Raw genomic sequence first — 21,726 nt, 5'->3', positions numbered from 1 at the left:
CAATCAAACTAGCTTCAAGAAGGAAACCTTGTAGAATAAATGTACCTGATAGCTGGTAAGATGAAAAGGAGAGCCCGATGAAATTGATACAACGTATGATGAGAAGTATTGGTATTGGAAGCTTTGCTTTCTTGCTGTTCAAATTAGTTTCACAAACCCATGAGATCACAAGAAATGAGATTCTTTTTGTCTTCTTTCTCTCGGCTTTTATTGGCGTAGTATCGCTGATCGAGCGAATTGAGAAGCTTAATTATCTTCAGATTATACTGCTGCATTTTATTAGTACGTATGCCTTTAGTTATTTCTTGTTGGTGCTGTTGAATGGAAGTGTTTCTGTTCATTTTGAGAGATACACGCTAACCTTTGTGAGTATCTATTTCATTGTGTGGCTTTGTTTGATCATCAGGAACTTTTTACGAGCCCGATTGTTAAATAAACGAATCCAAATAATCAATACACGGCATTCAGGAATTTCAGGAAAGAAAGAAGAATAAAACGTGGAACATCTACAAAATTATCTCATTGTGTTAGTATTGATTCTCTTTTTTTTACAGAGATTACTTAAAGAAAGAGCAATCAAAGACACGATGAAAAGTGAAATCATCATTGTATTAGTTGGACTTTATTTAATCATAAGCAACTGGCAAGAAATCATTAAGACTAACCATACACTTATCCTTATTGTTTTGTCTGTTTTGCTGGGATTCATCTTTGGCGTGTTACGTGCCCAAACTGTAAAAATCTATCAAAGACAAAGTGACCAACAATGGGTAAAAAAGGGAACTTGGCTGACCGTTCTTGTATTTATCATAGGGGTCATTATCAATCGTGTCAGCGTATTGCCTTTTGGTGAAAGCGTACCTGCAGTTGCTGAAACTTTGCATATCGGTGTCTCATTATTAGGTGCCAAAGCAGTTTATCTGAAAAAAGTATAAACCAATCAGCGCATAAACAATACCAATCAGTCGCAGTTTTTTTCTTATTTGGCGGTACCTAGTGACAATTTTTTTGAATCATTCTTTTATGAATGGAATAAGACCTTTCTTCAACAAGGAGAGCATGTGAAAAGATAACAGTATGAAACATCAAGAAAGTAAGAAGACTTCAAAAATGATAAGAAATACCAAGACAATTTTTTGCCGTATCTGTTCTCTACTTATCTTATTTCAAATTTTTGGTGCAGCTCATTGTTTGAAGGTGCTTGAATCTTGTTTCTGCGTTTTTATATCCCCTAAAACAGGTTAAGTTATTCTTTCTCGTAATTTTACATGCTCTTGTTTTCCCTTGTTACTACAGCCTTTTTTGACAAATAACAAAAATCATACTATGATATGTTACGCGGATATTAGGGGGAGAAAACATGGGAAAACCGATTGAACAAGCGTTAAATGATTGTCTGTTTTTTAGTGTGAAAAAATTAGATCGCCTGTTGAATAAAATGGCAGATGAAGCATTTAAGAAAACGGGTTTGACACCGACATATGGGTTTATTTTATTGATTTTAAAAGAAAAAGATGGGTTACCACAAAAGGATATCGCCCAATTACTTTGTTCTGCACCTTCAACGATTGCTCGTTTTGTCGAAAAATTGGAATACAAAGGCTATATCAAAACAGTCAGTGATGGACGCTTGTCATTAGTTTATCTGACGGATCAAGGACGGGAATTTGTAAAAGAAATCGATAGTAGTTGGGAAGAACTACATCATGCATATCAAGAGATTCTAGGATCTGTAGAAAGTGAATGTTTATCTAAAGAAATCAATTCAGCCACTGAAAAACTACAAAAAAAATAAATTTTTTTAATCTCGTTAGTTGTATGCGCAACTAATTATGTGTTTTAATAAACGAAGAGAACTGAATGGAGGAATCACCATGGCAAATTTTAACGAAACAATCACTTTTCCTTCTGGTGTGACATTACCTAACCGTTTGATGATGGCACCTATGACCACCCAGTTAAGTTTTTATAATGGTGTGATTACGGAAGATGAGATCACGTATTACCAAGAACGTTCGAAGGGACTAGGCGCTGTTATTACAGGGGCTGCGAATGTGCAAGATATAGGAAAAGGCTGGCCCGGTGAACTTAGCATAGCGCATGATGAAATGATACCTAGGCTCGGTGACTTGGCAAAGGCAATCAAAGAAAATGGGGCAAAAGCGATCGTACAAATCTTCCATGGCGGACGTATGACGAGTCGAGCAACATTATCAGGCGAACAAACTGTTTCGGCTAGCGCAATCCCTGCAGAACGACCTAATGCGGAAACACCACGTGCCTTATCAGAAGACGAAATCTTAGAAACGATCAAGGCTTTTGGTGAAGCGACTAGAAGAGCAATCGAAGCTGGATTTGATGGTGTAGAATTACACGGTGCTAATACGTATTTGATCCAACAATTCTTTTCGCCACATTCTAATCGTCGTGAAGATCAATGGGGTGGAAGCTTAGAAAATCGCTATCGCTTTATTGATGAAGTAGTGAAAAGTGTGTTTCAAGCTGTCGAAACATACGCAACAAAGCCTTTTATCGTAGGTTATCGCTTTTCACCAGAAGAATTTGAAACGCCTGGTATCCGTTTTGAAGATACCATATGGTTAATGGAAAAATTACGTGAAACAAAATTGGATTACCTTCATGTTTCATTAAATACGTATGATCGTGTTGCTCGTTCTGAGCAATACAATGAGCAATCGATGCTTCACTATCTCCATGAAACAGTGCAAGGAAAAATACCATTAGTGGGTGTAGGAAATGTCCGTAATCGCCAAGATGTTGAAGCCGTTTTATCTGATGCAGAACTTGTTGCAGTCGGTCAGCAACTATTAGTTGATCCCGAATGGGCGGTCAAATTAATGGAAAATCGCGATACAGAACTTGTGACCAAACCATTTGCAAAAGCATATCAAGAACTCTATTTACCTAATCCATTGTATAATTTTTTACAGATCCGTTATCAATCAAATACTAATAGATAAGTGAAGATCTATTAGTAAAGAAAGAAGAGAGAACAATGAAAGTATTGATCGTCTTAACGAATGTGGAAAGATATAAAGGAACCGACCGTCCAACAGGGCTGTGGCTGAGTGAGCTGACTCATTTTTATGATGCTTTAGTCAAAAATAATATCTCAGCTGATTTTGTCAGTCCTAAAGGTGGGTATGTTCCTTTGGAGCCGAAGAGTCTGGAAGCGATGGATGAAATCGATTGGAACTATTATCAGGACGAAGATTTCCGTAACCGAGCGTTAGGAAGCACCTTGAGTCCAGCTGAAGTCGACCCAAACGAGTATCGTGCGATTTATTATACCGGTGGACACGGAACCATGTGGGACTTTCCTGAAGCAACGGATCTAGGAAAAATTGCTTCATCGATCTATCAGAATGACGGAATCGTTTCAGCTGTTTGTCATGGTGTAGTCGGATTACTTCCTGTAGTTGACGTTTCTGGTCAACCGATTTTAGCGGGAAAAACGGTCACTGGTTTTAGTAACGAAGAAGAAACAGCGAATGGAACAACGGACAAAGTACCTTTTCTAACAGAAGATGCCTTGAAAGAAAAAGGAGCAAACTATCAAGCAGGACCAGCTTTTACAGCGGTCGTACATGCAGATGGACAGTTGTTGACCGGACAGAATCCTCAATCTGCGCATCAATTAGGAATCCAAGTCGTTGAATCTTTGAAGAAATAAGTTGTTAAGGGAAAAAGTTCAGCAAAAAACGAAAATAAACAGTTCCGACGTAGAGGTTGAGACAAAAGTGTTTAGCATCAAGAAATAAGAAGGAATTTCCGAAAATTGACAAGAAACACAAAAACTAGTTTTTGATGTTGATTGTTACCTACTTGGTGCTCCTCAAGTTTTTGGTAAATTTCGGCAAATTTTCCGAAGATGCTGCTTTTGTCTCACCGTGAACAAGAGGTCGTGAAAAGAGTGTTTTGACCTGAGCGCTCACCAAGTAAAAACTGCGACGAGTAATCGCAGGAGCATTAAGGATGGAAATCTCGAAACAGCTTCCCATGTTTTGAGATTTTTTGACTTATCGCCGAAGGTCAGCTCTTTGAACACCGTTTATTCGTTTTTAGAGATACTAGAAGAGACTGAGACAAGTTTTGTCCCAGTCTCAATAAACAATCCAATTTAACAATAGAAGAAAACTTTATAAAGTAGAGGGTGGAATCTGAAACGTCCTCCAAAATTTAGATTTTTTAGTCTAACTGTTTGGAGTCGCTTCAGATTTTGCCCTCTTTGAGTACATTTTTTGAAACATTAACGGTTACATGATACTCTTCAAATAGGCTATTGGAAAAGAGGGAAATGGATGAGGATCGTGATCATTGGTGGTTCTTTTGCGGGGATCTATGCAGCAATTTCTTTGCGAAAAAGTTGTCCTGACAGTGAAATCATACTTTTGGAAAAACAGGACAAGATTGGGTTTATACCGAGTGGACTCAATTTACTGTTAAAAAAGCAACTCACAAATAAAGAGCAACTTTATTGGTTGACTAAGGAAGAATTGCAAGCGCTATACGCAATTGATGTTCAAGTACGCACGGAAGTCGTTTCACTTGAAATAGCCACGAAGACTGTGTTTATCCAAAATGGGCGACAGCTTACTTTTGATACGTTAGTGATTGCAACGGGTTCGAGTCAGCAATTCAAAAATGGAAACAAAAGTACGCAGATCCGTTCTGTTAAAGATATCCACTTAAAAGAATCTTTGGAACAAAGTCTTGCGAAGGCACAAAAGATTGCTGTGATTGGTGCGGGACAAGTAGGACTTGAATTAGCAGAAGGGTTATATCATCAGCAAAAAGAAATCCATCTCTATGAAAGCCGATCAACATTGTTGTTCCGTTATTTCGACCCCGAAATGGTTCAACCGTTAACACATGAGTTATTGCAACGGCATATCCAATTGTTTTTCAATGAACAAGTGCAAACGCTCGAAGAAAACGAGCAAGTGGTCGTAGTGACGGATCAAAAAACAGAAAGCTATGATTTAGTTCTGCTAGCGAATCACACGCGTCCAGACCATCATCTCTGGCAAGATCAGTTGAAGCTAAATGAAGATGGTACGATTTGGGTCGATGAGTATTTGCAGACGTCAGCGAAGGATATTTATGCAATCGGTGATGCGATCCAAGTGACGTTCCAACCGACTCAAGAAAAAATGTATGTCTCTTTGGTCAATAATGCACTACGTACGGCACAAGTGGTCAGTCAAACGATTAGTGGCAAACGTACGAAAGATCCGGGAACCTACCGAGCAATTGGAAATCATTGGTTTGGTTATTTTCTAGGAAGTGTCGGGCTAACGGAAGAAGAAAGTATTTTTTATCCGCAGACTGTCCGTAAAACATATTTGCTTGCCCGCTTAGCTGCGACCAATAGTGAAACGGCGAAAATCAAAGTGATGTGCAATGAAAAGGGACAATTACTTGGTGCGCAGTTGCGAAGTCGAGAGGAGATATTCGATTTATTGGATCGATTCACTCTCGCTATTGAGGAAGGCTGGACGTTAGAGAAATTATTCGAACGGGAGTTATTCTTCCAGCCAGAATATCGGTTGCCGCTTCAATTGATAAAGGTGGTTGATACGCTCGATGAAGATTGAACAATTACTAGAGAAAAAAGAGCAGTTGCAAGTGTTGATTCTTAGGGAAATGGTGTTGCATGGTGGAACTGTAGGCACGAATCAATTAAGGGAACAAGTCAATCTTTCTAAAACATCATTTGATCAATATATAGCAGAAATCCCAATGATCGGTATGATGATGGGGAAGAAAGTAGCAATCAAAAGAAATGAATTTCAAGTCACATTAGAGTTGGCTGAAGATGTCAGCTTAGAAAAAATCATTCTATTCTTAGTTCAACAAAGCTTGAAATTTAATCTGCTTGTTTATTTATTAGAACATCACCAAGCATCGATCGTTCGTCTAGCGACAGCTTTTAATATCAGCGAATCTTCTGTCTTTCGTAAGATCAAAGAATTGAATCAGTTACTGCAAGAATTTTCTCTACAAATCAAAAATGGCCAACTCTATGGCGAGGAATTGCAAGTTCGTTATTTCTACTATGTGTTATTCCAATTTATCTCTGAATCACAACGTCCCCTTTTCTTACAACAGACGCCTGATAAAGCGCCACTTATTTTAGGATTGGAACGAGCCTTAGAAACGACATTCTCTCAAGAGTCAGCTAGTAAAATCGCCTGCTGGCTGGGGATCACTCGTAAACGGCTATTGAGTGAAAAAACGACGTTTGCTACATTGAAAGAAAAGAAAATACTTTACCAAAAGGATCGTTTGTATCAAGCACTTGATCCGGTCATTTCACTTTATTTAAGTCGGACAGCTGCTGAGATCAGTGGCTATGAGCCTTTAATGTTTTACAGTTTTTTTGTCTCGTTTGCTGTGTTATCAGAAGAACATTTTTATCAATATGATTTAACCCGAAGCAAAAAATTACCAACAGCTGTATTAGATACGTACATTAGAGAAACGATGTTGTGGCACTATCGTCCACGAAAGTTGAAGATCAAGGAAGAAAAAGCAGTCGGTTATCAATTAGCTCAAATCGATAATGAGTTTTATTTTTTTCGAGGAGTCATGATGATCTATGAGCCAGAACATCTCTTGCAACAACAGAAAAAGATGTTAGGCCGCTCCCTTAGTCAATTACTCGAACGATTGAAAGAAACAACGCTGACACAACTACCTGCTAAACAAGGTGAAGAAGCTGCTTTAAGTTATCTCATGATTCAGTATGCCAATATTCTTATGATGATCGATTTTTATATTGCGAAATCGGTCACTATCGGAATCGATATTGAAACATTACCGATTTATCGAGTGGCATTTCAACAATTTTTGTTAAGAGAGTTAAAAGGAATCAGTGGGATTGAGATTGAAAATCGACGACCAGGAAAAAAGTATGATTTAGTGATCACATTTAATCAAGAAGATCCTCATCAAAATTATTATTATTTATCAGAGTTTGCTTCAAGCTATGATATCGCAAGGTTAAAGCAAAAAATCGAAGAAGAAAAAAAAGCAAAAAATTAAAAACTGTCAAAAAAACAGAAAATAAATGTTTTTTTGGCAGTTTCTAAAAAATGAAACGGTGTAAGATAAAGATAAATTTAGAAAGCGTTTGCAGATAATGGAGGAGATCAGAATGACAGAATCAACATACATCATGGCGATTGACCAAGGAACGACAAGTTCACGAGCAATTATTTATGACAAAAAAGGTAGACATATCGGTAGTTCACAAAAAGAATTCACGCAATATTTTCCTAAAGAGAGCTGGGTGGAACATGATGCGAATGAAATCTGGAACTCCGTACAGTCGGTCATTGCAGGGGCATTCATTGAATCTGGGATCAAACCGAATCAAATTGCAGGCATCGGGATCACTAACCAACGTGAAACGACGGTGATCTGGGAAAAAGATACTGGACGTCCGATTTATCATGCTGTGGTATGGCAATCTCGTCAATCCGCATCAATTGCTGATAATTTAAAAAAGGAAGGCTACCAAGACTTTTTCCATAAAAAAACAGGTTTAGTGATTGATGCCTATTTTTCTGCTACAAAAATACGTTGGATTCTTGACCATGTAGAGGGAGCGCAAGAACGTGCTGAAAAAGGCGAATTGCTTTTTGGTACGATCGATTCATGGCTGGTATGGAAATTAACAGACGGTCAAGCACATGTGACGGATTATTCCAATGCAAGTCGGACGATGTTGTTTAATATTCACGATCTTGATTGGGATCAGGAAATCCTTGATCTCTTGAACATTCCTCGAGCAATGCTGCCAAAACCGACTTCTAATTCAGAAATTTATGGTTATACACAAGGGTATCATTTCTATGGTAGTGAAGTGCCGATTTCTGGGATGGCTGGTGACCAGCAAGCTGCTTTGTTTGGACAAATGGCTTTTGAACCTGGAATGGTCAAAAATACGTATGGTACAGGATCATTTATCGTCATGAATACTGGGGAAGAACCACAACTATCCAAGAACAATCTATTAACGACGATTGGTTATGGAATCAATGGCAAGGTTTACTATGCACTGGAAGGGAGCATTTTCGTAGCAGGTTCTTCCATCCAATGGTTGCGAGATGGGTTGCAAATGTTACAAAAAGCAAGTGATTCCGAAGAGGCAGCAAAACGTTCCACAAGTGAGGATGAAGTCTATGTCGTGCCAGCATTTGTTGGGTTAGGGGCACCTTATTGGGATCAAGCTGCGAGAGGTTCGATGTTTGGGTTGACACGTGGGACGACCAAAGAAGACATTATCAAAGCAACCTTACAATCGATTGCATACCAAGTAAGAGATATCATTGATACGATGCAAGAAGACACAGGGATCAAAATACCAGTCTTGAAGGTCGATGGTGGAGCAGCGAATAATGAATATTTGATGCAATTTCAGACAGATATTTTAAATATTCCGATCCAACGAGCAGAAAATCTGGAAACTACGGCATTAGGTGCGGCATTTCTAGCTGGTTTAGCGGTTGGTTTTTGGAAAGATACAGATGAAATCAGAGAATTTTATGAAGCGGGCAAGATGTTTGAAGTAGAGATGCCTGAAGAGCGTAGAGAAAAATTATATGGCGGTTGGAAAAAAGCGGTAGTAGCAACACAAGCATTTGAGTAAAGGGAGGGAATGTCATGTTTTCAAGAGGAACAAGACAAGAAAGTATTGAAAAAATGCAACACGAAAAATTGGATCTGCTGATTATTGGTGGCGGTATCACAGGGGCTGGTGTGGCGCTTCAAGCCGCTGCATCAGGAATCAAAACGGGGCTAATCGAAATGCAAGACTTTGCAGAAGGTACTTCTTCACGCTCCACAAAATTAGTACACGGAGGGATTCGTTATCTTAAAACTTTTGACGTCGAAGTTGTAGCAGATACTGTAGGCGAACGAGCGGTGGTCCAAGGCATTGCACCGCACATTCCAAAACCTGATCCAATGTTACTACCGATCTATGAAGATGAGGGGGCAACGACATTTAATATGTTTTCAGTCAAAGTGGCAATGGATCTCTACGATAAATTGGCAAATGTGACTGGAACAAAATATGAAAACTATACGTTGACACCAGAAGAAGTATTAGAACGAGAACCATTTTTGAAAAAAGAAGGGTTAAAGGGCGCTGGTGTTTATCTAGATTTTCGGAACAATGATTCACGTTTAGTGATCGATAACATCAAAAAAGCAGCAGAAGATGGTGCTTACCTAGTAAGTAAAATGAAAGCGATTGGCTTTTTATATGAAGGAGATCAAATCGTGGGTGTCAAAGCACGTGATCTGTTAACGGATCAAGTCGTGGAGATCCACGCAAAAATAGTGATCAACACAAGTGGTCCATGGGTCGATAAAATCCGTAACTTGAATTTCAAACGTGCGGTATCACCTAAGATGCGACCAACCAAAGGTGTTCATCTAGTCGTAGATGCTAAAAAACTGCCTGTTCCACAACCAACATATTTTGACACGGGCAAACAAGATGGCCGAATGGTTTTTGCCATTCCACGAGAAAATAAAACGTATTTTGGAACGACAGATACGGACTATCAAGGGGACTATACAGATCCAAAAGTAACGCAAGAAGATGTGGACTATTTATTAGATGTCATCAATCATCGTTACCCAGATGCAAACATCACCCTCGCAGACATCGAATCAAGTTGGGCAGGGTTACGCCCATTATTGATCGGTAATTCTGGTTCTGACTATAACGGTGGTGACAACGGCTCTATTTCAGATAAAAGCTTTAGTAAAGTCGTTGATACGGTTACTGAATATAAAGAAAACAAGGCTTCTCGGTTAGAAGTAGAGGATGTATTGAATCATTTAGAAAACAGCCGTGATGAAAAAGCCCCTTCTTCGATTTCTCGAGGCAGCTCGTTAGAACGTGAATCGGATGGTTTGGTGACACTATCAGGCGGGAAGATCACAGACTACCGTAAGATGGCAGAGGGCGCACTAAAATTAATCCGCCAGTTGTTGAAAGATGACTACCGAATGTCAGTAAAAGAAATCGATTCGAAACATTATCCCGTTTCCGGAGGAGATTTTGATCCAACGAAACTGGAAGAAACTGTGGAAGAATTGACAAAAATCGGAGTTGAATCTGGTTTAGCAGAAGCTGATGCAAAATACATTGCAGATTTTTATGGAACCAATGCGAAAAAGATTTTTGCTTTGGCAAAAGAAATGACACCGTATGAAGGACTAAGTTTAGCTGAATCTGCTCGTTTACGTTATGGGTTAGAAGAAGAAATGGTATTAGCACCAGGCGACTACTTGATTCGCCGCACGAATCACTTGTTGTTTGAACGTGATCAACTTGATGCAATCAAACAACCGATCATTGATGCCATTGCGTCTTACTTCGCTTGGTCAGCAGAAGAGAAGAAGCGTCAAGAAGCTCATTTAGAAGAATTGATCGCAGAGTCGGATCTACGTGAATTGAAGGGGGAAAAATAGATGAGTGCAGAAATGACGCAGATCATGGGAGAATTTATTGGTACGATGATTTTAGTTTTACTTGGTGATGGGGTATGTGCTGCGGTTAACTTGAACAAGAGTAAAGCCCAAGCTTCTGGTTGGATCGTGATTGCTTTTGGTTGGGGACTAGCCGTTACAATGGCTGTCTATATTTCCGGATTTATGGGACCTGCTCATTTGAATCCAGCCGTATCTTTAGCGATGGCGATGACCGGTGCAATTGGCTGGAACTTAGTGATTCCGTTTATTATTGCGCAAATGTTAGGAGCGATCGTCGGTGCTGTTTTAGTTTGGTTGACGTATTTACCACATTGGAGTGTGACGAAAGACCAAGGCGCAATTTTAGGTACATTTGCGACAGGTCCTGCCATTCGAAATTATCCAGCGAACTTTATCACCGAGTTGATCGGTACCTTCGTTTTAGTACTAGGATTATTAGCGTTTGGACAAAACTCATTTGCCGATGGTACGAATGTCTTTGCTGTCGGAGGTTTGATCTTAGCAATCGGTCTTTCCCTAGGTGGACCAACTGGCTATGCGATCAACCCAGCTCGTGACCTAGGTCCACGTCTGACCCATGCGATTCTACCAATTGCAAACAAAGGAAACTCAGACTGGGGCTATTCATGGATACCAGTAGTAGCGCCAATGGTCGGAGCTGTCGTGGCTGTGGGCATGTACATGTTGATGGTATAAAAAAGCGATAAAGTGTGTTATTCCTTAATAAATAATATAGAAAACGGTAAAATAGGTCTTCTATTTTACCGTTTTTTAGAACTTGACAAAGAGCAGCGCTTTAAAAAATGGGTTATTGAAGATCGCAAAATCAACGGGGTGCTTTGCTGACAAACAGAAATTTTTTTTAGATTTGTTCATGGGACTTGATTGAACTAACCAGAATGAAATAAAGGGCTTTCGTTATTGATTGACAGTGACAGCTAAACTTGCTATAGTGAATTTGAAAATAAATAAAACCTAGATGAATGAGGTATTTTGATGAGTGTAGCAGGTATCTAACGTAGTAAGTTGAATAGCCAATAGAGCCGTAAGCTTATTTGGCATGCTTATAGATGGTACCTGTCATTTCATAACCAACAATTCTATTAATGAGGGATGGGGCGCGTCTTATTTGAGATGTTCCTCATCTTTTTATTTTTCCTAGGTCTTATTTATTTTAGGACAGGTATCTCTTCAAAAAAGGAGAGAATATGAAACAAACAATCGATAAATTACAATTTAATCAAATCAAAGAAGAAGTGAAAAAACGAGCTATTGGACAATATAGCAAAAAGCGTATCGAAGAAATGACCCCGCAAACTAATCTACAGACAGTCAAAAATCGCCAAGAAGAAACAAAAGAAGCGCGACAAATCTTAGAAAGTCAGCAACACGTTCCCTTTATGGGATTGACACGGATTGATGCGTTGACTTCCCAAGTGAAAAAAGGCTTTTTACTGACACCAACTGAATTGATCGAGTATGCAGATTTTTTAAGAAGTAGTCGAATGATCCGGCGTTTTTTTGAAAAAAATCAATATCAAACACCCTTGTTGCATGTTTATAGTAAGAATATGCCTGATTTGTCGATGGTCGAAGAGTTGATCTATCAACAAATCAAGAACCAAAAAGTGAGTGATGAAGCCTCACGAAATTTACGAAAAGTACGAAAACAATTACAACTAACAGAAAAAGAAATCCAGGATCGTCTTTTAAAGTTTCTAAGACATCCGCATAACAAAGAAATGATCCAAGAAGCAATGATTGTTCAAAAAGGCGATCACTATACGATCCCAATCAAAGCTAGTTATAAAAACAAAGTGCCAGGCACGATTGTTGAACAGTCAAATAAAGGAACGACCGTCTTTATCGAACCAACGGCTGTGGAAAAAGCAAGTATGAATTATCAATTGTTAAAAGCAGAAGAAATAGCAGAAGAATATCAAGTTTTAGCTTATTTGACTGGTGCTTTAGCAGAACAAGAACAAGCAATCGATTTGATTATCGAAACGATTACTAGATTAGATATCATTTTCGCCAGAGGGAAGTATAGTCGAGAAATCCATGGTGTGACACCACGGATCAATCAATCAGAATACATCAAGATCAAACAAGGGAGGCATCCGCTGATCCAAGGGAAGGCTGTTCCGTTAGACTTTGAACTTGGTAATGACTATCGAGGATTAGTGATCACTGGAGCGAATGCAGGTGGTAAGACTGTCGTATTAAAGACAGTGGGGTTATTGACGTTGATGGCGATGTTTGGTTTACAGGTTCCGGCAGCCGAAGGAACAGAGCTAGCTGTTTTCGATGAGATTTTTGTGGATATTGGCGATCAGCAAACGATCGAGAATGCGTTAAGTACGTTTTCTGGTCATATGCAAAATATTGCCGAGATGTTACGCAAGGTGAGCAGAAATACCCTTGTATTACTTGATGAGATCGGCAGTGGCACAGAACCTAATGAAGGAGCAGCGCTAGCAGTTGCTATCATGGAAGCCATGTATGAACAAGGGGCATTGATCGTTGCAACTACTCATTATGGCGAAATCAAAAAATTTGCGAATGATCATGAAGATTTTATTCCAGCCGCAATGGCATTTGATAAAGAAGCATTGAAACCTAAATACCTTCTTCAAGTGGGGGAAACAGGAGAAAGCCAAGCGCTATGGATCGCTCAAAAAATGAACATGTCGCAAACCTTAATCGAACAAGCCCAATATTATATCCAGCATAAAGCTTATCGGACAACCAAAAAAGTGTTTCAGACAACGAAAGTAAACGTGCCTAGGACGAAGACACAAGTGCAGCAATTTTCGAAAGGGGATCGGGTATATTCTGCGGTCCACCAACAAGAAGCCTTAGTTTATGAAGATACAGCAGAAGAAACGGTTACGATTTTCTTGGATAAAGAGTTAATCAATGTCCCACGAAAACGTCTCACGTTAAAGATGTCAGCAGAAAAGTTATATCCAGTCGGTTATGAATTAGACCATTTGTTTACAGACTTTCAAACTAGAAAATGGCAAAAAGATCTAGCGCGAGGATCGAAAAAAGCGCATAAAAAATTAGCCAAAGAAGCTAAAGAACGACGAGAAAAAAGAGACTAGGGGTTAAATGAAGACATTGTTTTAAAGAGGAATAGCCAATAGCTCTCGTCTTTTTTCGACAGTCGTTCCAGTAGTTTTTACGATCCAAGTATGTGAATAGCTAAATTGGAGAGTTACTCATGACTTTAGACAACGGGAAAAAATTGGCACTTGTACCGATTTAGGTTAAAATGGAACAAAGTTTATTTAGGGAGATGTCATGTATGAAACTGACTTCGAATTGGCGAAAAGAAATAGGAACGATCCCTAATCTCTTATCAATTTTTCGTGTGGTTCTTTTGCCGTTTTATTTTTACTTTGTTTTAGAGCAATCGTTTATGCTTGCCGGTATCTTGATTGCTGTATCAGGAATCACTGACTTTTTAGATGGATTTATTGCTCGTAAGTTCAACCAAATCACGGAATTGGGGAAATTATTAGATCCAGTGGCAGACAAGTTGACGCAACTGGTCTTGATCCTTTCCATGGCTTGGTATCGACCAATGATTTGGTGGATATTCGGTTTGTTTCTGATCAAAGAAGGGTTCATGTTTTTTGCTGGTATCATTGGATTGAGAAAAAATGTGAAATTAGATGGAGCAAAATGGTATGGGAAATTAGCAACTGCGGTCATTTACGCAGGCATGGTGCTTTTACTGTTGTTTCCCGAACTTCCTGCGATCTGGGTCAATTGGATCTTTGGATTGATCACTTATAGCTTGCTTCAATCCTTCATTTTGTATATCCGTGAATATCATAGACTATTGAATTAAGAGAGTGATATCTCAAATAAAAGAACTCAAACCAAGGAAGTGGTTTGAGTTCTTTTACTTGATGAGGGGATGGATTTCCGCTCATTGTTTTAAATTCTGTAGGAGAACCTTGCTTAACTCTCGAAGCTAGTAGTCTTAAGGTTTGATATAAGCATAGCCTTTTTCTTGTAATTCAATGAGGTCTAAAATACCAGCTGGTACCACGATGACTTTTTCAGGCAAGGATTCTGTACTGATGTGATTGCCACGTAGCGCATTAGCACAAGCGTGGAAGGTAACCCCTAAAGCAAGAAATTCTTCATTTGCTGGATCAAGGTAGCCGGTGATGCCTTCACCGTTGACACTAACCACAATCGTCGTTTCAGGAGCGATTTTCAATAGGTTCTTGACGTTATTCATCGTTTCATGCCACTTTCTCGTTTCATCGATATGAAAAACAACTTTCATTTGAGTCTCTCCTTATTTTTTGATGATCAAGTTGATTGCTTGTTCCATTTTTTTGGCTTGCTCTTCTGCGCTGTTTTCTGGATGCTCCAAACAGTCTTTTAAGTTTTCTGCCACGATCATTCCCATGACACGATCAATGCTAGAACGAACGGCACTTAATTGTGTGATAATTGCCATACAGTCTTTCTCTTCTTCAATCATCTTTTGGATGCCGCGAATTTGTCCTTCTGTTCGTTTTAGTCGATTGATGATGTTCTTGTCATTGATTTCCATTTGAAAACCTCCTTTATGCTTCTAGTGAGATGATACCCTATGTAGGTATATTTTGTAAATAATTATGTCGATTTAAAAAAACCAGAATTTGAATAGTTGACAATTCTCTCTTTTTTGTGTTGAATATACCCCGTAAGGTATTTACAAAAATAAAAAAGGTGGAAATCAAGATGTCACTATTTCAAACAGTCAAATCAATCTCAACAGCGGAATTAAAAGAAAAATTGAATGGTTCTATTCAGTTGCTCGATGTAAGAACACCAGCAGAATACCGAAGGGGGCATATCAGACAAGCGAAAAATATTCCACTTCAACGTATTCTAAGTTTTAAAGGAAAACAAGAAGCGCCTGTCTATGTCATCTGTCAATCGGGAATGCGGAGCAAACAAGCTACGAAAGAGTTGAAGAAAATGGGGTATGATGTTATCAATGTACGTGGTGGAATGAATCAATGGTTTGAACCAACAGTAGGAGGGAAATAAATGAAAATTGTTATTGTCGGCGGGGTAGCAGGGGGGATGTCTGCTGCTACTAGATTACGTCGTTTAAAAGAAGATGCTGAAATCGTCGTGTTTGAAAAAGGACCGTATGTCTCATTTGCCAATTGCGGGTTACCTTATTATCTCTCTGGTGAGATCAGTGAGAGAGAGAATCTTTTGGTACAAACACCAGAATCATTGGCTGCTCGTTTTCAATTAGATGTGCGTCCCAATCATGAAGTCACAGCCGTTTATCCAGATGAAAAGAAAGTTGAAGTTTTATCTGACGGGAAAAAATGGCAGGAGAGTTATGATGTATTGCTTCTTTCCCCAGGGGCAAAACCAGTCAGACCAGCTATTTCAGGATTAGCAGAAGCCAAAAATGTTTATACTGTTAGAAATGTACCGGATATTGATATGGTAATGACTGCTCTTGAAGAACAACCCAAAAAAGCTGTCGTAGTAGGGGCAGGCTTTATCGGATTGGAAATGGCAGAGAATTTAAAAAAACGTGGACTGGCAGTTTCAATTGTAGAACTGGCACCACATGTCCTGCCTTCTTTAGATGAAGAAATGGCGGTGCATATCCAAAATGAACTCATTAAACAAGGCGTCCATGTCCAAACAAAACGTTCTGTCACTGCTTTTGAACATGGTGGCAAGCAGTTACGCTTGGATGATGGCACAACGATCGATTCTGATTTAACGATCCTCTCAGTAGGCGTTCAGCCAGACAGTACATTGGCAAAAATGGCTGGACTTGAAACAGGGCTGCGTGGGGGGATCGTAGTCAATGAACACTACCAAACAAGTGATCCTTCCATCTATGCGGTGGGAGATGCCATCGTTATCAAACAACAAATTACAGGTGCCGATGCGTTGATTTCTCTTGCTTCTCCTGCTAACCGTCAAGGGCGACAAGCAGCAGATAATATAGCGGGAATCGTTCGTAACAATCGAGGAAGTCTTGGTACGTCAATTGTGCGGGTCTTTGACCTTGCTGCTGCTTCTACTGGATTAACAGAAAGAATGGCCCAACAAGCCAACTTACCTTTCTCAGTAGTCCATGTTTCTGGGAAAGACCATGCTAGTTACTATCCTGAAGCTACAGATATTTTGTTAAAACTGATCTTTCATCCTAAGACAGGTGAAATCTATGGTGCACAAGGAGTCGGTGCCAAAGGTGTTGATAAACGAATCGATAGTTTAGCCACAGCCATCAAAGGACAACTAACGATTTTTGATTTACCGGAATTAGAATTTACCTATGCGCCACCTTTTGGTTCTGCGAAAGATCCAGTGAACATGTTGGGATATGTGGCCATGAATGTTGCAGAAGGGCTAAGCGAGACGATCCAATGGCATGAATTGCCAGAAGCACTTGCACAAGGAAAAATCTTACTCGATGTTCGTAATGAAGGCGAGTTGCAAAACGGTGCTTTTAAAGATGCGCTGAATATTCCTTTAAATGATTTACGCTGTCGATTGGCGGAATTAGACCATGAGAAAGAATACATTGTCAGCTGTCATAGTGGACTGCGTAGTTACTTAGCAGAACGTATCTTGAAACAAGCAGGCTTTCATGTCCAAAATCTCGATGGCGCCTTTGCTTTGTATCACGCTGTTCGTCCAGAAGACTTGATTTATCCAGAAAAATAGAGCTTTGCCTTGCATTCTTAGTAAAATGGCGCTAGACTGGTTAGTTCTACTACTTCGAATCAAAGGAGAATGTGTATGGTCAACACACGAAATTTAGAAGAAGCCTATCTAGCGTCAGTTTATCGGCAATTACTAGAAAAGCAGGAAGAGTATCAGCAACTATTACAAGAAACCAGTGCGTACGGACGGGATTCGTTACAAACGATGTCCGAAGATATTCGGATCAATTTTGATAGTTATTTAGACAATCTTGATACGTATTCACTGATTGAGATGAAAAATCGCGAAATCGATCAATTGAATCTCAAGATCCAATCAGCTAATGATACTTTGAAAAAAATCGAACGGCTATTGATGAGTCCCTATTTTGGGAAGATCGAAATTGATTTTTTAGAGGAAGAAGCACAAGGAAAAAACAGTCACGAAGCTTTTTATATTGGTACGGCTAACTTTACTAATGATGAGGATGAAACCTTGGTTTATGATTGGCGTTCGCCGATTGCTTCTCTTTTCTATAACAATGATTTAGGTCAGTCTTCTTATTTAGTGAATCAAAACCAAATCGAGGTAATGATCCATGAGCGACGTCAATTTATCATCAAAAAAGATCAATTGCTCCACTTTTTTGACACCTCGGTAGCAATCCAAGACGATGTCTTACTTGATGCTTTAGAACAAAGTGAGACGTCAGAGATGAAGGCAATCACGGCTACGATCCAATCTGAACAAAATACGATCATCCGAGACACTACAAGCCAAAATATCTTAGTCAATGGCGTGGCAGGCAGTGGGAAAACCTCAACGATCATGCAACGAATTGCTTATTTGCTTTATCAATACCGAAACCAACTTTCTGCGGATGATTTGCTGATTTTGTCACCGAACCATCAATTTATTGATTATATCGGTAAGGTATTACCTTCGTTAGGTGAAAAAAATCCGTTGAATGTCACGATGCTTCAGTTGGTGGATCAACTTTTTTTAGGGAATGTTGAGTCAGAAAAAGCTTATTTTCAACGGATTACGCAGACGGATGTGGATGACCAGACAGCAGTTCTCAGAAGTCAGGCATTTATGAAGCAGATCGAGCAAGCGACCTCCTTGTTTACTGAACAGGCTGATTTCTTTTTAGCTATCAAAAAGAAGGAAAAAATCGTGATCTCAAAAGAAGTGATCAAAAAAATCTATGGTAGCACGCCCGATTACCCGAGTCTAAGAGAAAAACTTCAAGCGACTAAAGACCGATTGTTGCGCTACTGGGAAAAGCAATTGCTGAAACAAGCAGGTAGTGACGCCATTAAAGATCAATTATTATCCTTACCAGAAGAGATGCAACAAAAGTATTTCCAACAGTTGATCACCGATGAATCGCCAGAGAAATTAGTCAGTTATGGCAAACAATTGCTTCAAAGAAAATATCGAACAGTAACGAAACAAATCAAACAGTTGGCGTGGGTCGATGAACAATTTTTATTTGAGGAGATTTATCAAAGTTACACTGGGAATAAGTATCAGCGAACAACTCCTTGTACATTAGATGAAGCCGTCGCACGTTTGCATGTGCGCCATCTGCTGATCGAAAAAATCACCCAAGTCAAAAAGTTCGTGTTGATCGATGAGGTGCAAGACTATACAAGTGCGCAACTTTTGCTCTTGTTAAACATCTTCCCCAACGCTCGCTTTACACTCGTAGGAGATGAAAATCAGGGGATTTTTAATTCCACGACTTCTTTTGAAGCAATTGAACGCTATTTTTCAACGGCTGGACGATCTGTGACGAGATATGATTTATTGAATAGTTATCGTTCAAGCGGGGCAATCACGACTCTCTTTACCCAATATTCAGGGGAAAAAGAAAAGATCGCTATTGTTTCCGTTCGTCCTTATGGGGAAGAGCCGGAATTTACGACTGTAGCGACTTTTGATCAGTGGCTCAGTCAGGTCAATGAACGACAACAGCACACAGGTGAACAATTAACAGTTATTACGTTGGAAGAACAGCAAGCCGCAATGATACAACAAAAAGTAGAGCGGAACAATCAGCTGAACATCCAAGTACGCCCATTGAGTCTTTCTAAAGGACTCGAATTTGATCACGTACTGATTTATCTAACAGCTGAACCGAATACCCCACGTGAAAGAAGGCAAATGTACACGGCTATATCTCGAGCAATGAAAACTGTCGTTATTTCTTTGGTAACAGATCAATAGAGAAAAAACAAGTTATCTTTAGTGAGACTCGCTAAGATAACTTGTTTTATATTTTTATTATTTTAGTTATTTTAATTTATTAAGAAAACCTTAACGTCAAGATCAAATCTCATACATATTTCAAGAAACAAGCTACTATTAAATAAACAAATTTAAATAAATACAATAAAAGTAAAGTATAAGTAAGGTCTAGTTGGTCATTTTGATGAATTGTTCGTCTAGCTGTCATCATCAAAAAATGTAAAGGTTTTTATAAAAGGGGACTAAATTTATTTTTTAAAGGTGGGAGAAAAATGAATACTCGAATAAAACGTGAAGAAGTAGCAACTCTTTTGATTAAGGATAAGTTTTTTGCCAAAGGAAATCGACGGTTAAAAATCAAGCAATGGATTGTTGCGATTCTAGGATGGTGTGGCGTGATTTTTCCATTTATTTGGGTAACTATTTCGTTTCGGGCTTCAATGAAAGGGAGAGGATTACAATGGCATTCGTTTCCGGAAGAACGAAAAACGTTTTCTTTTTTGTTGCTATTTTTAGCGGTTGCTTTTTTAGGCTTTGTTCTTTTATTCTTATTCATGACTCGTTGGAATAATCGTCGTTACCAGACGATGCTAAGAAGTGAAAAAATGTATGATGAAGAAAAATTAGAAAAGCGTCGAGATATTTTAGAAACGGAATTCAGCATGCGCTTTGGACCTAAGGAAGAGCGTGAAGCGGTTTGCTATTACGTAGTATCAGAAGAGCAAAATCTTGAAAAAGATTTGATCGAAAACCTCTACAAAAACGAGGGGGTCGAACTCTAATGGTCAGAGTCATTCATACAGGTAATGAACTACTGGATTTTGTAGCTACGATCATTTATTTTATCCTTGTTTCTTACCCAATCCTTGGTAGTTTTGCATGGTTTATTGGGGTATTATGCTATTCGTTTTTATTTAAATATAAGCACATTGATTGGGCGGAGATTCCGACAGAGGTCGAACCGTTTATCACGATCATGGTACCGGCCCACAATGAAGAAGTGGTGATTGAAGACACAATCGATTATTTAATGACAAAAATCAATTATGGGAATTATGAAGTGTTAGTGACAGATGATGGTTCAACGGACGAAACCCCGGCAATATTAGCTCGTTTACAAAAAAAATACCCCAAATTACGAGTGATCCGCATTGATAAAAATAAGGGGAAAGCTCACGCATTTGATATTGGGATGGCTTTTGCCAAAGGTCGGTTGATCTTAAGCAATGATGCGGATACGGTACCTGAACCAGATGCTTTGTCAAATTATGTGAATTACTTTATTCACCCTGGTGGTAGAAATATCTCTGCTGTTACTGCCAATATGGACGTGAAAAATCGTACGTCTTTACTTGGAAAATCCCAGACTGTTGAATTTTCGAGCATCGTAGGGATCATCAAACGAACACAAGCAGGTGTACTTGGTGGTCTTTATGCGTACAGTGGGGCAAATACCATGTATCGAAAAGACGCATTGATCGATGTTGGCGGCTTTCGTCAAGATCGGGCAACAGAAGATATCAGTATTGCGTGGGATCATCAGTTGAATGGCTGGATCTCGGTGTTTGCGCCAACCATCATATTTTTTATGGAAGTTCCAGTAAGTTTGCCGATGCTTTATCGTCAGAGAAAACGTTGGGCAAAAGGGGGGACGGAAGTCTGGTTGACGAATTTTAAAAAAGTCCTCTTCCATCCTTTTGAAAATATCGGCAGGACGTTCATGTTTATTGATCAAACTTTTAGTATTATTTGGTCGTTGTTCTTTTGTATTTCATTTTTCGTTTTTATTATTTTAATGGGTATTTATCTTTATCAAGGAAATTTTGAACAAATCTATCGGACATTGACGATTAGTTTTCTGTTTGTTTGCTTCGAAATGATCTCAGGCATCATTCAACTGATTGCATCTTTGGTGGTAGACGATCAAGGAAGAAAATTGAAATATATGTTATTTGCCCCATTGTATATGTTGTTATTCTGGATGGTCAATGCGATCACCATCATGACAACCTTTATCCCAGCAATCAAAACGATTTTAGGATACGGAAGCGGAACATGGAAAAGTCCAGAACGAAAAAGTGAATGATGCAACTGAAAAGGACTAGCAAACAAGTGACTGTAGCAGAAGACGAAAGCCGTCTTTTACTACAGTCTTTTTGGTTACATAACTAACTAAATGATCTTAAAAAAACAGCTAAACGATCCCTGGAAACCGTTTACTAACTGTTTTTTATAATAACC

General features: G+C 39.1%; 19 protein-coding genes. 17 read left to right on the top strand and 2 right to left on the bottom strand.

What is annotated here, in order from left to right:
- The first annotated feature begins 77 nt into the window (after positions 1 to 77).
- The 12 genes from AB3H93_RS11480 to AB3H93_RS11425 all read left to right on the top strand — a co-directional run bounded on the left by AB3H93_RS11480 (position 78) and on the right by AB3H93_RS11425 (position 14,395).
- Entirely contained in the window at positions 78 to 494 is a 417-nt protein-coding gene (locus AB3H93_RS11480; RefSeq protein WP_010720973.1) for a DUF3021 family protein, read from the top strand.
- A 3-nt stretch (positions 495 to 497) separates the two neighbouring features.
- On the top strand, positions 498 to 935 hold the full coding sequence (locus tag AB3H93_RS11475; RefSeq protein WP_010720972.1) for a hypothetical protein: 438 nt from the start codon (positions 498 to 500) through the stop codon (positions 933 to 935).
- A 425-nt stretch (positions 936 to 1,360) separates the two neighbouring features.
- On the top strand, positions 1,361 to 1,795 hold the full coding sequence (locus tag AB3H93_RS11470) for a MarR family winged helix-turn-helix transcriptional regulator (protein ID WP_368020598.1): 435 nt from the start codon (positions 1,361 to 1,363) through the stop codon (positions 1,793 to 1,795).
- Positions 1,796 to 1,874: 79 nt separating this feature from the next.
- The gene (locus AB3H93_RS11465) at positions 1,875 to 2,981 is read left to right on the top strand and encodes an NADH-dependent flavin oxidoreductase (RefSeq protein ID WP_368020597.1); all 1,107 of its coding nucleotides are present in this window, start codon (positions 1,875 to 1,877) and stop codon (positions 2,979 to 2,981) included.
- Positions 2,982 to 3,016: 35 nt separating this feature from the next.
- The gene (locus AB3H93_RS11460) at positions 3,017 to 3,694 is read left to right on the top strand and encodes a type 1 glutamine amidotransferase domain-containing protein (RefSeq protein WP_368020596.1); all 678 of its coding nucleotides are present in this window, start codon (positions 3,017 to 3,019) and stop codon (positions 3,692 to 3,694) included.
- Between the two features lie 628 nt (positions 3,695 to 4,322).
- Positions 4,323 to 5,618 carry an FAD-dependent oxidoreductase gene (locus AB3H93_RS11455; RefSeq protein WP_368020595.1) on the top strand — a complete coding sequence of 432 codons (1,296 nt, stop codon included), beginning with the start codon at positions 4,323 to 4,325 and terminating at the stop codon, positions 5,616 to 5,618.
- Positions 5,608 to 7,068 carry a helix-turn-helix domain-containing protein gene (locus tag AB3H93_RS11450; protein ID WP_178306354.1) on the top strand — a complete coding sequence of 487 codons (1,461 nt, stop codon included), beginning with the start codon at positions 5,608 to 5,610 and terminating at the stop codon, positions 7,066 to 7,068. Before AB3H93_RS11455 ends, AB3H93_RS11450 begins: the two co-directional genes overlap by 11 nt.
- 112 nt (positions 7,069 to 7,180) lie before the next feature.
- Positions 7,181 to 8,677: a glycerol kinase GlpK gene (gene glpK, locus AB3H93_RS11445; RefSeq protein ID WP_010720962.1), complete on the top strand. Its 1,497-nt coding sequence runs from the start codon at positions 7,181 to 7,183 to the stop codon at positions 8,675 to 8,677.
- Between the two features lie 14 nt (positions 8,678 to 8,691).
- Entirely contained in the window at positions 8,692 to 10,515 is a 1,824-nt protein-coding gene (glpO, locus tag AB3H93_RS11440; RefSeq protein WP_010737029.1) for a type 1 glycerol-3-phosphate oxidase, read from the top strand.
- Positions 10,516 to 11,232 carry an MIP/aquaporin family protein gene (locus tag AB3H93_RS11435; protein WP_010720960.1) on the top strand — a complete coding sequence of 239 codons (717 nt, stop codon included), beginning with the start codon at positions 10,516 to 10,518 and terminating at the stop codon, positions 11,230 to 11,232.
- A gap of 512 nt (positions 11,233 to 11,744) precedes the next feature.
- Entirely contained in the window at positions 11,745 to 13,643 is a 1,899-nt protein-coding gene (locus AB3H93_RS11430; RefSeq protein WP_368020594.1) for an endonuclease MutS2, read from the top strand.
- A 203-nt stretch (positions 13,644 to 13,846) separates the two neighbouring features.
- Positions 13,847 to 14,395: a CDP-alcohol phosphatidyltransferase family protein gene (locus AB3H93_RS11425; protein ID WP_368020593.1), complete on the top strand. Its 549-nt coding sequence runs from the start codon at positions 13,847 to 13,849 to the stop codon at positions 14,393 to 14,395.
- A 135-nt stretch (positions 14,396 to 14,530) separates the two neighbouring features.
- Here the strand turns inward: AB3H93_RS11425 and AB3H93_RS11420 are convergent, their stop codons facing one another.
- Together AB3H93_RS11420 and AB3H93_RS11415 are read right to left on the bottom strand one after the other, a co-directional pair.
- Complete coding sequence (locus AB3H93_RS11420; RefSeq protein WP_010720957.1) at positions 14,531 to 14,842, bottom strand: DsrE family protein; 312 nt, start codon at positions 14,840 to 14,842, stop codon at positions 14,531 to 14,533.
- 12 nt (positions 14,843 to 14,854) lie between these two features.
- Positions 14,855 to 15,115, bottom strand: coding sequence for a metal-sensitive transcriptional regulator (locus AB3H93_RS11415; RefSeq protein WP_010737033.1), 261 nt, complete (start codon positions 15,113 to 15,115; stop codon positions 14,855 to 14,857).
- Between the two features lie 170 nt (positions 15,116 to 15,285).
- Here AB3H93_RS11415 and AB3H93_RS11410 point away from each other — a divergent pair, with 170 nt between their 5' ends.
- The 5 genes from AB3H93_RS11410 (at position 15,286) to AB3H93_RS11390 (ending at position 21,571) form a co-directional block, all read left to right on the top strand.
- Positions 15,286 to 15,597 (top strand): rhodanese-like domain-containing protein, encoded by a 312-nt coding sequence (locus AB3H93_RS11410; RefSeq protein ID WP_368020592.1) that lies wholly within the window; start codon positions 15,286 to 15,288, stop codon positions 15,595 to 15,597.
- Entirely contained in the window at positions 15,598 to 17,253 is a 1,656-nt protein-coding gene (locus tag AB3H93_RS11405) for an FAD-dependent oxidoreductase (protein ID WP_088762444.1), read from the top strand.
- 75 nt (positions 17,254 to 17,328) lie between these two features.
- The gene (locus tag AB3H93_RS11400) at positions 17,329 to 19,464 is read left to right on the top strand and encodes a UvrD-helicase domain-containing protein (protein ID WP_368020591.1); all 2,136 of its coding nucleotides are present in this window, start codon (positions 17,329 to 17,331) and stop codon (positions 19,462 to 19,464) included.
- 293 nt (positions 19,465 to 19,757) lie between these two features.
- A complete protein-coding gene (locus AB3H93_RS11395; RefSeq protein ID WP_010737037.1) occupies positions 19,758 to 20,267 on the top strand; it encodes a hypothetical protein in 510 nt (169 codons plus the stop codon).
- Positions 20,267 to 21,571, top strand: coding sequence for a glycosyltransferase (locus AB3H93_RS11390; protein WP_368020590.1), 1,305 nt, complete (start codon positions 20,267 to 20,269; stop codon positions 21,569 to 21,571). The genes AB3H93_RS11395 and AB3H93_RS11390 overlap by 1 nt, the downstream gene beginning before the upstream one ends.
- Positions 21,572 to 21,726: the final 155 nt, after the last annotated feature.

The sequence above is a fragment of the Enterococcus sp. C74 genome, assembly GCF_040887125.1.
GTDB classification, from domain to species: domain Bacteria; phylum Bacillota; class Bacilli; order Lactobacillales; family Enterococcaceae; genus Enterococcus_B; species Enterococcus_B hirae.
The sequence above is the reverse complement of the archived record's forward strand: the minus strand, read 5'-3'. Positions and strand labels throughout refer to the sequence as shown.